This window comes from Psychrobacter piechaudii (assembly GCF_900162825.1).
Classification (GTDB): Bacteria; Pseudomonadota; Gammaproteobacteria; order Pseudomonadales; family Moraxellaceae; genus Psychrobacter; species Psychrobacter piechaudii.
This window is the reverse complement of the sequence record NZ_FUGE01000131.1, coordinates 1-14207: the sequence shown is the minus strand read 5'-3', so window position 1 is coordinate 14207 and position 14207 is coordinate 1. Positions and strand designations below refer to the sequence as shown.

10 protein-coding genes are annotated in these 14207 nt (G+C 42.5%); 8 read left to right on the top strand and 2 right to left on the bottom strand.

Annotated features, from left to right (window positions below; genetic code table 11):
* Positions 1–235 precede the first annotated feature (235 nt).
* The 3 genes from A1019T_RS07270 to A1019T_RS07260 all read left to right on the top strand — a co-directional run bounded on the left by A1019T_RS07270 (position 236) and on the right by A1019T_RS07260 (position 4351).
* Complete coding sequence (locus A1019T_RS07270; protein WP_077451063.1) at positions 236–1360, top strand: extracellular solute-binding protein; 1125 nt, start codon at positions 236–238, stop codon at positions 1358–1360.
* A gap of 147 nt (positions 1361–1507) precedes the next feature.
* Positions 1508–3106: an ABC transporter permease gene (locus A1019T_RS07265; protein WP_077451062.1), complete on the top strand. Its 1599-nt coding sequence runs from the start codon at positions 1508–1510 to the stop codon at positions 3104–3106.
* Positions 3107–3163: 57 nt separating this feature from the next.
* Positions 3164–4351 carry an ABC transporter ATP-binding protein gene (locus A1019T_RS07260; RefSeq protein ID WP_244156570.1) on the top strand — a complete coding sequence of 396 codons (1188 nt, stop codon included), beginning with the start codon at positions 3164–3166 and terminating at the stop codon, positions 4349–4351.
* On the opposite strand, the gene A1019T_RS07255 is transcribed toward A1019T_RS07260, so the two are convergent.
* Complete coding sequence (locus A1019T_RS07255; protein ID WP_077451060.1) at positions 4322–5140, bottom strand: methyltransferase domain-containing protein; 819 nt, start codon at positions 5138–5140, stop codon at positions 4322–4324. The two genes, A1019T_RS07260 and A1019T_RS07255, sit on opposite strands and share 30 nt — an antisense overlap.
* Before the next feature lie 325 nt (positions 5141–5465).
* On the opposite strand from A1019T_RS07255, the gene gyrA reads away from it, so the two are divergent.
* The 5 genes from gyrA to A1019T_RS07230 all read left to right on the top strand — a co-directional run bounded on the left by gyrA (position 5466) and on the right by A1019T_RS07230 (position 13806).
* A complete protein-coding gene (gene gyrA, locus A1019T_RS07250; RefSeq protein ID WP_077451059.1) occupies positions 5466–8177 on the top strand; it encodes a DNA gyrase subunit A in 2712 nt (903 codons plus the stop codon).
* Between the two features lie 182 nt (positions 8178–8359).
* Complete coding sequence (locus A1019T_RS07245; RefSeq protein WP_077451058.1) at positions 8360–9064, top strand: glutathione S-transferase; 705 nt, start codon at positions 8360–8362, stop codon at positions 9062–9064.
* The gene (locus tag A1019T_RS07240) at positions 9054–9275 is read left to right on the top strand and encodes a hypothetical protein (protein WP_077451057.1); all 222 of its coding nucleotides are present in this window, start codon (positions 9054–9056) and stop codon (positions 9273–9275) included. The genes A1019T_RS07245 and A1019T_RS07240 overlap by 11 nt, the downstream gene beginning before the upstream one ends.
* A gap of 371 nt (positions 9276–9646) precedes the next feature.
* On the top strand, positions 9647–12235 hold the full coding sequence (clpB, locus tag A1019T_RS07235) for an ATP-dependent chaperone ClpB (RefSeq protein WP_077451056.1): 2589 nt from the start codon (positions 9647–9649) through the stop codon (positions 12233–12235).
* Positions 12236–12537: 302 nt separating this feature from the next.
* Entirely contained in the window at positions 12538–13806 is a 1269-nt protein-coding gene (locus tag A1019T_RS07230; protein ID WP_077451055.1) for a hypothetical protein, read from the top strand.
* 137 nt (positions 13807–13943) lie between these two features.
* On the opposite strand, the gene A1019T_RS14010 is transcribed toward A1019T_RS07230, so the two are convergent.
* Positions 13944–14207 (bottom strand): transposase (locus tag A1019T_RS14010; RefSeq protein ID WP_425271941.1); only part of this gene is annotated, 264 nt, incomplete at its 5' end.

Here is a 14207-nt window from a genome sequence, read left to right as displayed (position 1 = left end):
AAAGACGAAAGCTTAAGAAACATGGTCGACCCCAGCAAAGTTTGTTTGCTATTGGTTTGGATGTTTTGATTGATGGTTTGCGTGAGTATTTCTTTGCTGATAATCGATGTGTGTTTGAGGTTCTAATAAGTTATTTGTCTTCTAGTCCACGACCTTTGAGACTTTGAGCATTTTTGTCGTGTACAGAGAATATCATTATAAAACCAACGCTTAATACTTTATAAAAGAGGCAAAAATGGGAACATCACGAGAAGCAACATCCGTAGTCAAAGCTAGCACCAAATACACTATGTTAAGTGCAGCAGTCCTTGGAGCATTGGCATTGGTAGGCTGTAATCAGTCTACTGAAGAAGCCACAACGACTGCAGATACTGAACAGAAAACCGAAGTGCAAGCTACTGATAAAGCTTCAGGTGATACCGTCACTATTTACTCATCACGTAACGAACAACTGATTCAGCCATTATTGGATGAATTTACCAAAGAGACAGGGATTCCTGTTGAGTTGGTTACGGATGATAGTGGTCCTCTAATAGCCCGTTTACAAGCAGAAAGCACCAATACTCCTGCCGATGTCCTACTTACCGTAGATGCTGGTAACTTATGGCAAGCTGGCCAAGAAGGTCTATTACAGCCTATTAACTCTGAAGTGGTTAATAGTAACGTTTCTGAGAAATACCGTTCAGTAGATGATTTATGGACCGGTCTGTCTTTGCGTGCTCGTACTATCTTCTATGATCCTGCCAAAGTAGAGCCTACTGATTTATCAACTTATGCTGACCTAGCTGATCCTAAATGGAAAGGTAAACTTTGTTTACGCACGTCTAAGAAAGTATATAATCAGTCGTTAGTTGCTAGTATGATCGAGCATTATGGCCCTGAAAAAACAGAAGAAATCGTCAAAGGTTGGGTAGCCAACTTAGCAGCCCCTGTATTTAGTAATGATACTAAGCTCCTAGAAGCGATTGCTTCAGGTCAGTGTGAAGTAGGTATTGCCAACAGCTACTACTATGGCCGTATCTTGGATGAAAATGCAGACTTCCCAGTGAAAATATTCTGGGCAAACCAAGGGGAAGGCACTGAAGCGACAGGTACTCACGTAAACGTATCTGGTGCAGGTATTATCAAAAATTCTGATAATGTAGAAGGTGCTCGTAAGCTGATTGAATGGTTATCTTCAGACACTGCTCAAGGTAAATATGCCAGCAGCGATAAAGAGTTCCCAGTAAAAGAAGGGGTCGATGAGTCTGAGATGCTTCGCTCATGGGGCAGCTTTAACCAAGATAATATTAATGTTAGTATCTTCGGTCAGCGCCAAGCTGAAGCGGTTCAATTGATGGACCGTGCAGGTTACGAATAAGTTATTACTTACTGATTAATAATCATAAACAGTAATAAAAGGTTATAGGTATCAAGGTAATTTAATGCTATATAACAAAACCATAAATAACTGCTGAAAGTAAGGGCTCCTGTCACAGGTAGCCCTTATACTTTGCAATAGGGTTTTATGAAAGCGAATATTTCAAAAGGGTCAGTATTAGCGAAACCAGTCTTAGCACTGGTTTCGCTATTTATGTTAATACCAGTGATCATTGTCATGCGCTCGTGGTTGGAGCCTATGGCAGATATTTGGTCGCATTTGGCTGAGTTTGTCCTACCTCAAGTCATCAAAAACACAATACTAATATTGGCACTAGTAACGGTATTGGCAGGGAGTCTTGGGACTTACTTGGCTTGGCTGACCAGTATGTATCGCTTCACAGGACAGAAGTTCTTCGTCTGGGCACTGATGCTACCTTTTGCCATTCCAGCCTATGTATTGGCATTTGTCAGCGTAGGCATACTCGATTATAGTGGCTTTATTCAGACCTCTCTTAGAGACATGGGGCTTAGCTGGTCGATACCTAACATTCGCAGTGTTTGGGGTGCCGGTATTATTCTATCCTTAGTCTTCTATCCCTATGTTTATCTTTTAGCCCGACAAGCCTTTTTATCCCAAGGTCAACGCGCTCTAGAAGCCGGTCAAATGCTGGGCTTAACCCGTAATAAATCTTTTTTTAAAGTAGCTTTGCCTCAAGCCATGCCTTGGATCGTGGGCGGTCTATTATTAACCTGGATGGAAACTTTAGCCGACTTTGGCGCCGTATCCGTCTTTAATTTAGACACCTTTACTACCGCCATTTATAAGTCTTGGTTTGGCTTTTTTAGTTTGACCACAGCAGCACAATTGGCTGCACTGCTTATTATCACGGTCTTTATCATTCTACTGTTAGAGCGTTATTGGCAAAAGAGGCGCAGTTATCTTCCCAGTGCAGGTAATCGGCAACGTGAAAGACTCACCGGTCTTCGTAATCTATGGGCAGTGGTATTTTGTAGTTTTATTTTTATTATAGCCTTTGGGTTACCCATGACTCAGTTGTTAATTTGGGTTGTGCAAAACTATCAAATTGATCTAGATGCTCGTTATTGGGACTTTGTTAAAAATACAGTATTAATCGCTGGCACTACTGCCACTGTCATTGCAGCCGTGGCTTTATTGGTGGCTTGGTTATTGCGTCAGCATCCGAGTCGCAGCAATCAGCTGCTGGTTTCTATGTCAAACTTAGGATATGCAGTGCCTGGTACCGTACTGGCAGTTGGGGTATTTATTCCTATTGCTTGGCTGGATAATCTATTAATTGCTCAAAATATTACCAGTGCTCAGATACTTAGTGGCAGTGTAATTGTGATGTTATTGGCATTAACCACGCGTTTTATGACCGTGGGCTTTCAGCCTATTGATAGACAATTAAATAGATTAACTCCAAGCCAAGAGCAAGCGGCGCAATTGTTGACCACAAATCGTTGGCAACGTTGGCGTAAAGTTTATTTACCGGTGATTAGTCCTGGGGTTTTTACCGCTCTTATTATGGTATTCGTTGAAGTGACCAAAGAGATGCCTATTACCTTAATGACACGCCGCCAAGGTTGGGATACCTTAGCAGTACGGGTATTTGAGATGACCTCTGAGGGGATGTATGAACGGGCAGCATTGCCCAGTTTGACCATTGTTTTAGTAGGTCTAATTCCTGTCATTTTATTAATCACTCAATCAGATAAAAGCTAAGCCGGCCTTAATATTTCTTATTTTATAATAGCCTAAGCAAAAAAAATGGTGAATTCGATGCAGTCAACCTCAGCTCAACAGTCTCAGTTAAATTCACATTATTTGACGTTAGATAACCTTATTGTCAGCTTCGGTGAAACTGAGGTGGTGAAGTCACTGTCTATGCAGCTAGAGCAAGGAGAGATTGGCTGCTTGCTTGGGTTCAGTGGCTGCGGTAAAACGACTGCGCTTCGTGCTATTGCTGGTCTTGAAACGCCCCAAAATGGCAAAGTTATCCTTAATGGTAAGACTCTTACTGATATCAATCAAGGCAGTATTAAGATTCAAGTGGTGCCGGCTAAGCGTGATATGGGCATGGTGTTCCAAGACTATGCTTTATTTAGTCACTTGACGGTCAGCGAAAATATAGGCTTTGGCTTACACCGCTGGAATAAAGCTGATAAGGCAGCCCGTATTAAAGAAATGCTGGAGCTGGTTGAGCTTAGCGAGCATGCCAATAAACGTATTAACCAGCTATCTGGAGGGCAACAGCAGCGTATTGCTTTAGCGCGGGCTTTAGCACCTAAACCGGATTTATTATTGCTTGATGAGCCATTTTCAAACTTAGATATGATGCTTCGTGAGTCATTGGCTGCCAAAGTGCGTGATATTCTAAAGCGTACCAATACTACGGCCATCTTGGTTACCCATGATCAGCATGAGGCCTTTGCTATAGCCGATAAAATAGGAGTTATGCATAAAGGCAAGCTAGCACAATGGGCGACCCCAGATGAGTTATATCATGAGCCCAATAGTCCCTTTATTGCCGAGTTCATCGGGGAGGGGGCAATGATTGATGGCATTATTGAGCAGGGAGTGATCAAGACTGCTTTGGGTGATATCAAGCGTTATCCAGAGCCTATTCACTCGCATTATCATGAAATGGATTACGAGACTTACTTTGCTCAAGGGGAGGTGTGTGAATATGATTTCCCTAATGGCACTAAGATTAAGGTCTTGATTCGTCCCGATGACATCGTCCATGATGATCACAGTCCGCAGATGGCGATGGTGGTTGAGCGGGTGTTTCGCGGAGCAAACTTCCTATACCGCTTACGCCTGGAAAACGGAGAGGAAGTATTGTCGCTTATTTCAAGCCATCATGACCATCCTGTCGGATCTATGATAGGTTTTCGCCCCTTAATGGCCCATGTGGTGTTGTTCCAAGGCAGTGAGTTAGACGTGACCACCTGGCAGCGTATTTAACGCTAGCACATGGATATAACGACCGAGCCATTTGTAAGGGGCTTGGTTTGAATAACGCAGCTCCATTTCAATAACCGCTTCTGGATTGGTGTGTCCCCCTCGCTTTAGAGGGGCATAGTCATGAAACACCCGCAGGCCACTAACTTTATCGATAGCAAAGCTTTGCTCTGTAAGCCAGCCTTCTACTTCCTCGTAGCTGACTGGATTATTGGGAGTAAGGCTTTTTTTATTGTCTGATTTAAATTCAGGGTTATTTAATAAATTAAAGTTGCCCATGATTAAATTGCGATACACGAAGCTGGCCGGGTTATAAAAGCACAAGGATAATACCCCAGTAGGCGCTAACCATTTTTTAAAAAAGGGCATAACCTGTTTTGGGTCACCCAGCCATTCGAGCAGAGCATGGCACAATATCAAATCAAAACCGGCGACAGACTCAGAGGGCAGCTTAATCTCCAAATCCTGGTAAGGGCACACCAGCCATTGAATATCATCAATGACCCCCAGCTGCTTTGCATTAGTCTTGGCTTCAGTAAGCATGTTGTCTGAGATATCATTAATAGTCACATTGTGACCTTGTGTGGCCAACTCGATGGATAACTGTGCTAACCCTGCGCCCACATCCAATATTTTTAAAGGGCGATTGAGCTTGCGTGATAAGTCACTGACAACAGCGCTAAGATCACGTTTTAATACTGCCAGTCTAATGTCCCCCTTCAAGCCTCCATATACCTTTTTGACAAAATGCTCAGTAATGGGGTCAAAGTTACGATCTTCTGCTGTGCTCATGTAAGGTTACCTAAAGGAGTCAATTAAGATGATTTGGGGCTAAAAAGCTTTGATTGTAACCAACCTATTTGATTTTACCAAGTAATATTCTACTAACTGAAAATATGGAAATTTGATTGGGATTTTAATCAATAACAAAACGCTAATTTCATTGAGGAATTGCGAGTTAATGTCAGTAAAACCGCCCGTTTAAGCGTAATTTATGCTAAAATACGGCTGGTTATTATTGGTATAAAAAATTAAAAAATAGTTTGCAGTTTCTTTTCTTTGAAGGACTATTAAAACCTTCATCAAGAAAGTCAGCTGTCAACATGGAGAAGTATGTATGAATGATTCGGTCAGTCCTATTGCTATCGTAGATGAGATGAAGCAATCTTATCTCGATTATGCAATGAGCGTTATTGTTTCTAGAGCTTTACCTGATGTGCGGGATGGTCTAAAACCTGTGCATCGCCGTATCATGTATGCCATGCATCAGCTCTCCAATGACTACAATAAACCTTATAAAAAATCTGCCCGTGTGGTCGGTGACGTTATCGGTAAATACCACCCTCATGGTGATACTGCTGTATATGACGCCATTGTGCGTATGGCGCAGGACTTTAGTTTGCGTTATCCCATGGTCGATGGTCAGGGTAACTTCGGTTCAATCGATGATGACCCTGCTGCTGCGATGCGTTATACCGAAGTACGTATGACCAAGCTGACTCACCAGATGCTGGCTGATCTCGAAAAAGACACCGTGGACTGGGAAGATAACTACGATGGCTCTGAGCGTATGCCCAGTGTCCTGCCTGCTCGTATCCCCAACTTATTGGTCAACGGCGCGACAGGTATTGCGGTAGGTATGGCGACCAATATGGCACCGCACAACCTAACCGAAGTATTAAATGCGTGCTTGGCGTATGCTGATAATCCAAACATTTCAAGCGAAGAGTTAACCACTTATATCTCAGGTCCTGACTTCCCTACGGGCGGTATCATCTATGGCCGTGCAGGGATTGTGGATGCCTATCGTACCGGTAAAGGCCGTGTTCATATTCGGGGCCGCTATCATATCGAGCCTATGAGTGACACTGGCGTTAACCGTGATCGTGAACGCATTGTATTCACTGAGATTCCTTATCAGGCGAACAAAGCTAAGCTGATTGAGCGTATCGCAGAATTAGTACGCGACAAAAAAATTGAAGGTATTTCAGAGATTCGTGATGAGTCTGATAAAGACGGCATGCGTATCGCCATTGATTTACGCCGCGGTGAAGTGGCCGAAGTTATTGTTAATAACCTGTTCTTACAGACCCCGCTAGAATCTAGCTTTAGTATTAATATGGTTGCGCTTGATAACGGCCAACCTAAGCTGATGACCCTACGCCAGTTAATTGCTGCGTTCGTGCGTCATCGTCAAGAAGTGGTTACCCGCCGCACAATTTATGAGCTAAATAAAGCCAAAGCTCGTGGTCACCTATTAGAAGGCTTGACCGTAGCCCTAGCTAACATTGATGAGATCATTGCCACCATTAAAGAGTCAGCCAACCGTGGGGAGGCCCGTGAGAAGCTGTTAGCTCAGATTTGGGACTCAGGCACCGTGGTAGCGATGTTACAAGCAGCGGGCCGTGGTACGTTAGCAGCGGGCGATTTACGTTCGGTTCGTCCAGAGTTTATCGAAGGCGAAGATTTAAAAAATCCATTTGGCTTGATTGATAACGGCAATAATTACCGCTTATCAGTAGAGCAAGTCAACGCTATCTTAGAGATGCAGCTACACCGCTTGACAGGTCTTGAGCATGAAAAGCTAACTGAAGAATATCAAGATTTATTGCGTCAAATCGCTGAATTTGAATCTATTTTGGCGGACTTTGATAAGCTGATGATGGTTATCAAAAATGAGATGCATGAGATTCTAGAGAACTTTGGCGATGAGCGGCGCACAGATATTGTTGACTCTCGTACTGACTTTAGCCGTGAAGACCTAATTCCTGAGCAGACCGTTGTGTTAACTGTATCGCGTACGGGTTATGCAAAAACTCAGCCGATCAGTGATTATGTGGCTCAAAAACGTGGTGGTAAGGGTAAGTCTGCCACAGCGATGAAAGAAGATGATGTCATTGATCACCTAGTAGTGACTTCGACTCATGCCACCGTATTGTGCTTTACGGATAATGGGCGAGTATTTAGCCTAAGAGGTTTTGAGGTCCCTATTGCTAGCCGTGGTTCACGAGGCCGTCCACTGGTTAACATCATCGGACTTGATCCGGATGAAGTGGTAACTACCATCTTGCCTATTCCTAATTTATCAGAAGAAATTGACAGCCGTTTTGTGTTCTTTGCTACTGCTAACGGTACGGTAAAACGTGTTGAGCTATCTCAATTTGCCAATATCCGTTCTAATGGTCTAATCGCTATTGGACTAGAAGAAGGCGATAAACTAGTATCGGCCCGTATTACCAATGGTGAGCAGGAAGTTATGCTGTTTGCTTCAAGTGGTAAAGCGATTCGTTTTGATGAAAACGATGCCCGTGTGATGGGACGTACCGCCAAAGGGGTTCGTGGTATGCGCATCGCCAAAGATGAGTTTATTAAGTCATTAGTGGTCATCGAAGAAGATGTTAAAGAGATTTTGATTGCCTGTGAAAACGGCTATGGTAAACGTACACCGGTAGAAGAGTTTAATGCTCAGAATCGTGGTGGTGGCGGTGTTATTGCTATTAAGACCAGTGAGCGTAATGGCGCGTTAGTACGTGCTACAAAAGTTCATCCTGAAGACGATATTATCTTAATTTCAAATAAAGGGACTTTGGTTCGTACGCCAGTTGCTCAAGTAGCTACTTCAGGCCGTAATACTCAAGGGGTAACTTTGATTCGCTTGGCCAATGATGAAGCTTTAGTGGCCATGGCCCGAGTCGAAGATAGTGGTGAGGAAGATGAAATCGTTGAAGCCATGAAGGATGAAGGTTTGTTAGATGATGAAGCTACGGAAAGCTTGGAAGATCAACCAGATCTAGATGAAGCTGAAGATAGCTTAGAGGATGATCAGTAGTTAATAAGTATTGATTTGATAGCGGTAACTGGATAAGTGATAAATTGATAAGCGCTAAGCATCTTATCTAAGCTGTCATTCAGTATGGTTTAACAAATAACCTATATGAGCGGTCGTTGATAACCTATAAAATGCCAACATAATGTTGGCATTTTTTTTGCTCTAAACAATAAGGAAAGTATATGTCTGAATTGCATTTGCATCATTTAGAAAACTCACGATCATTTCGTATTCTGTGGCTATTAGAAGAGCTGGGTGTGGAATATCAATTAACCAGATATGAGCGTACCAACTCTTATTTGGCTCCAAAGAGTTTGGAGCGAGTCCACCCTTCAGGCAAGTCTCCTGTGTTAGAGGTTGCTGGTCTTAATCCAAAAGATCTAGCAGAAAAGACTAGCCTAATAGAGTCAGGGCACATCATCGATTATTTAATGGCGAAGTATGATACAGAGTATAAGCTACACCCGAAGGTGGATGCCGAGAGTCAGGCCTGGCGTGATTATGACTTCTGGATGCATTATGCAGAAGCTTCAGCCATGCCCGCTTTGGTGATGCGTCTGGTATTTAGTAAGGTGGTTGAGCGCTCTCCAACTTTGATTAAGCCCATAGCCAAAGGTATTCGTAAGCAAGTAGAAGCGTTGATGATCAATAAGAATATTAGAACAGCGCTGGATTTAATCGAAGAGAAATTATCGAAAGATAAGTGGTTTGCGGGCAGCGAGTTTAGTGCAGCAGATGTGCAAATGGGCTTTTTTATTGAAGCTGCCAATGCCGGTCCTGGGCTTGATGAAGTCCGCTATAATAGTACTTTAAATTGGTTAAAGCGCTGTCAGGGTAGACAGGCCTATAAAGCTGCGGTGGAAAAAGGAGGTAAGCTTGAGTTCTAGTCCTTTTACTCAGGAGGGTCAAAAAATAGAAGCTAATAAACCAGAGATTTTAAAAAACTGGAAAACAAAGTTATTTATATTATTACTTTGTGTGGTAAGTTTTTATGCAGGTTGGCAAGCTAGCCGCTCGCATTTGGTGAAAGAATGTCAGTTGGCAGGCGCTCAAGTTACGGTAGAGGATGGTTTGGTTATTTGTCAAATGCCTCAATAAATCGATTCGAGTAAGTTTTTTATGCTCTTTTTTACCTAATTTGCTACAGCTCAATTGCTGCTACACCTGCATTGTTTAAGCTGATTTTTAAAGACAGCTATCTATAAAGCCCGTATTGACGAATTAACGTTGGTACGGGCTTTTTTTAGCCATAGCTTTTATATAGAGGGTTACTTATTAGTCATGTACAGCTATTGACAGTTAAAAATATTATAAATTATTACTTGAAATCAAATCGATTAGGTAGCATATAAATAGCAGATACAAGCAAAGCAAAAGTGCCAGGCTAGAATGGTTTTTAAGCTAAAGTACTTGAAAGTTGCTTCAGACAAACAGATATAAAAAGTATAAATTATTATAAGGATAACTTAATGAGATTTGAAAAGTTCACCCAAAAACTACAGGCAGCTTTACAGCAAGCCCAAAGTCTGGCGATTGGTCGAGACCATACCAGTATCAGCCCGATTCATATCATGGCCGCACTGTTAGAAGATGAATCAAACATCTCAGTGTGCCAACAGGCAGGGGCTAGCGTTCCGGCTCTTAAGAACGGGGTTGCAAAAGCTTTAGATAACGAAGCAGTCATATCCAACCCAACTGGAGAGGTTAATTTAAATACAGAGTCGATTCGAATTTTAAACTTAGCTGACCGTCAAGCTCAAAAAGCAGGAGATGAGTACATTGCCACTGAATGGGTAATGCTGATTTTGGCAGAGCAGGGCGACACTAAGAAGATTTTTAAAGAAGCTGGGGTTACTTCAGAAAAATTACAAGCCGTTATTGAACAACTTCGTGGAGAGCAAACCGTGGACAGTCAAAACGCTGAAGACCAACGCGATGCGTTAAATAAATATACTGTAAACCTTACAGAACAGGCTGAGATGGGTAAGCTGGATCCTGTGATTGGTCGTGATGAAGAGATTCGTAGAACTATCCAAGTATTATCTCGCCGCACTAAAAACAACCCAGTATTAATTGGTGAGCCAGGGGTAGGTAAAACGGCCATTGTTGAAGGTTTAGCACAGAAAATTGTCAATGGCGATGTGCCAGAAGGCTTACGTCATAAAGAAGTGTTGTCACTAGACTTAGGGGCTTTGATTGCCGGTGCTAAGTATCGTGGTGAGTTTGAAGAGCGTTTAAAAAACGTTCTAAATGACTTAGCGAAGCAAGAAGGCAATGTCATCTTATTCATCGATGAGCTACATACCATGGTCGGAGCAGGTAAAACTGACGGAGCTATGGATGCCGGTAATATGTTAAAGCCAGCTCTGGCTCGTGGTGAACTGCATTGTGTGGGAGCAACCACCCTTGATGAATACCGCCAGTATATCGAGAAAGACGCTGCTCTTGAGCGCCGTTTCCAAAAAGTATTGGTGGACGAACCCACTGTTGAAGATACCATTGCTATTTTGCGTGGTCTAAAAGAGCGTTATGAATTACACCACGGTGTCGACATTCAAGACAGCGCCATTATTGCTGCTGCCCGTATGAGTCATCGTTATATCACCGATCGCAAGCTACCCGATAAAGCCATCGACTTAGTTGATGAAGCGGCAAGCCGTCTGCGTATGGAAATGGACAGTAAGCCTGAAGCATTGGGTAAGCTTGATAGCCGTCTGATTCAATTAAAAATGCAACGCGAAGTGTTAAAAAATGAAGAAGATGCAGGGGCGCAAGCAGAGCGCAGAGTGCTTGATGAGCAAATCGAAGAGCTTGAAAAAGAATATGCCGATCTAAACGAAATCTGGCAAGCAGAAAAAGCTTTGGTAAAAGGCAGTCAGCAGTTAAAAGACGAGCTAGATAAAGCGCGTATTGCTTATGATAAAGCCAGTCGTGAAGGCGATTACGAAACCATGAGTAAGCTGCAGTATGAGACCATTCCGCAGTTAGAAAAACGCATCACAGAATCTGACTTGGCTGAACAAAAAGAGCAGGCGGGCGAAGGCGACCGTATCAAGCTTTTACGTAACAAAGTGACGGATAATGAAATTGCTGAAGTTGTGGCAGCTGCGACTGGTATTCCGGTCAGTAGAATGCTACAAGGTGAGCGTGAAAAAATGTTGACGATGGAAGAGCGTCTACATGAGCGTGTGGTAGGTCAGGATGAAGCGGTACAGTCGGTAGCTAACGCGGTTCGTCGTAGCCGTGCCGGTCTATCTGATCCAAACCGTCCTTCAGGCTCATTCTTATTCCTAGGTCCAACAGGGGTAGGTAAGACTGAGTTGACTAAATCTTTGGCCAACTTCCTGTTTGATTCTGAAGATGCTATGGTGCGTATCGACATGAGTGAGTACATGGAGAAGCACAGTGTGAGTCGTTTGGTAGGCGCACCTCCAGGTTATGTGGGCTATGAAGAAGGTGGGGTATTAACGGAAGCAGTTCGCCGTAAGCCTTATAGCGTCATCTTGTTTGATGAGGTTGAAAAAGCTCACCCAGATGTCTTCAACATTCTATTGCAAGTACTGGATGATGGCCGTTTAACCGACTCACAAGGTCGTGTAGTCGACTTCAAAAACACAGTTATCATCATGACCAGTAACTTAGGATCACACAAGATTCAGGAAATGGCTGGTGATGACTATGAAGAGATTAAATCAGCGGTGATGGAGTCTGTGGGTCAGCACTTCCGTCCTGAGTTCGTCAACCGTATTGACGAGATTGTGGTATTCCACCCACTGGGTATGTCACAGATGGCCGGTATTGCGGATATTCAGTTAAATCGTCTGCGTGATCGTCTCAAAGAGCGTGAAATGGACATCAAGTTGTCACCAGATGCCCTGCACATGCTAGTAGCAGTAGGCTATGATCCTGTCTATGGCGCACGTCCTCTTAAGCGTGCTATCCAGCAGCAGATTGAGAACCCATTGTCACTGAAGCTTCTATCAGGAGAATTCGTGGCAGGTGATACCATTGTTGTTGATGTGGATGAAGAAGATAACTTACTTTTTTCTAAAGCATAATAAAGGTATCAGATATAGGTGACAGCAAAGTAGCTAAAATTGTCTCTCTGCTTCTCTGTATCTTCAACCCAAACCCTTATCTACATCAGTAGGTAAGGGTTTTTTATTTTAGGAAGGTGTGTTTATGGAATTTTCTTTAATCAAATAGAGCAAAATGCCCTTATATTATTAGGGATATTGCTTAGCCAGGGCGCTTTGTTTATCATGTCATGTTACAATTTATTATTGTAAGTAAAAAGAGATTCGCTAACCTCTCTATAGGCTTTCTAAAAACTCACTGTCCAATCTGTAAGGAACATATAATGACTTTAAGCACCTCCTTTAAAAAGATCAAACTAAGTGTTGTATTACTGGCTACTGTCTTTGCTGCCTCTGCCTGCAGCACCCTTCCTTCAGAAACCTCTAATGCTAATGGCAAATCCGCTATTGTCGCTGAGACTAACCAAGCACAGGGTACAAATAAAGCCAGTCGCTTAGATACTGCAAATTGGGCAGAAGATATCAAGGCTTGTAGTGATGATTATAAAAAACTAATCCAACCTGAAATCAACAAGTTCTCTAGGCAAGCGTTAAGTTATGATCAGCTATTTGATAAAAATGCGGGTGGTATAGATTTAGCTAACCAGCTACCACAAACTGAATCGGTAGAATGTAAGCAACAAGCTTTAGCTATAGTTGAGCAAATGAATCAGGCGAAAGTTCAAGCAGCTAAAAATGAGCTAAACAAGAACAACTTGTCTGAAGCAGATAAAAGAGCGGCATTATCCAATTTACTTTATGCACAGCAAGCCTTGTTCTTTAGTTATGTTCGTCATGGTTTGATTTCTAGCGATGAAAAAGACGTGCAACTGTGGCTACAAGCCAATGACATTTGGAATCAGTGGTTAAGTGAGCCTGTCACTTTTTCTGATGCGGATGCGATGGTAAAAACTTTAATGACCAATAGAGCCTTACTTTCGACTGTGGGTCAATTAACTGACTATTTGGAAAACTATAATACGGAATTACAGCAACAGCCTAAGAAAAAAGAGCTGCTATTAAACCAAACTTTAATTTTCTTAGCCCAAGCTGAAACCAATAATAGAGAAGTAAGCAAGTCGCTCTATAAAGCAGTAGACTCTCTACCTTGGTTAAAAACAGTGACCACACAGCTAAGCGATGAAAAGGAAGCTAATAAAAACTCCGCACAAAAGCTTAGCGTAAATGAAACGGAGGAGGCTTTGCTTAAGGTGCTGCAGCGAGATGAAAGTGAGTATTTTACTCAGTTATTAAAATTGACTGCGCTAAGATACCAAGACATTAATGAAGAAAAGCTTCTCGAAAGTGCTAAAACCTTCTTAACAGAAGAAGTAGAAGACTTAGCTTTAAGTGAGCTATTAGGAGCAATGGATTATGCCAAAATGGGCGATCGAGAATCTAGTAAACGTTGGTTAGATAAAGCATTTACTCATAGTGATATTGTGAATGAAATTTGTCAGATGCCTGCTCTAAATCCTGCCAGTTTAAGCCCTTTCTTCAATGAGAAAGATGGCGAATGGTTGCTAGATGAAATTAATAAGCAATGTAGCTAATTGACTAGCCTGGTTTAATAAAGAGAAAAGGCTCAGTGTTTATAACTGGGCCTTTTTTTATAGCCTTACTAATGGCAATTTTCTATAGGTTTAACGGTCTGTAAAGTTTACCTATCTACAGAATAGTTATACCAATTCTAAAAAATAACACTCAAGTCGCACCACTCCCGCTGAGTGATAGACCTAATTAAGTTAGTCTCATTACACAATGCATTCCAAGCGTCACATGCCGCATCGACAATCGCATCATAACTCTCAAAACAGCGATTAGACAACCAATGCTGTTTAAGGTACTGCCATACCTGTTCAGCAGGGTTAAGTTCAGGTGAGTAGGGAGGCAATTTAAGCATGGTCACATTGTCTTGATCCAAACTTGGTTGGTGCCATAGCGCCCCATCCAT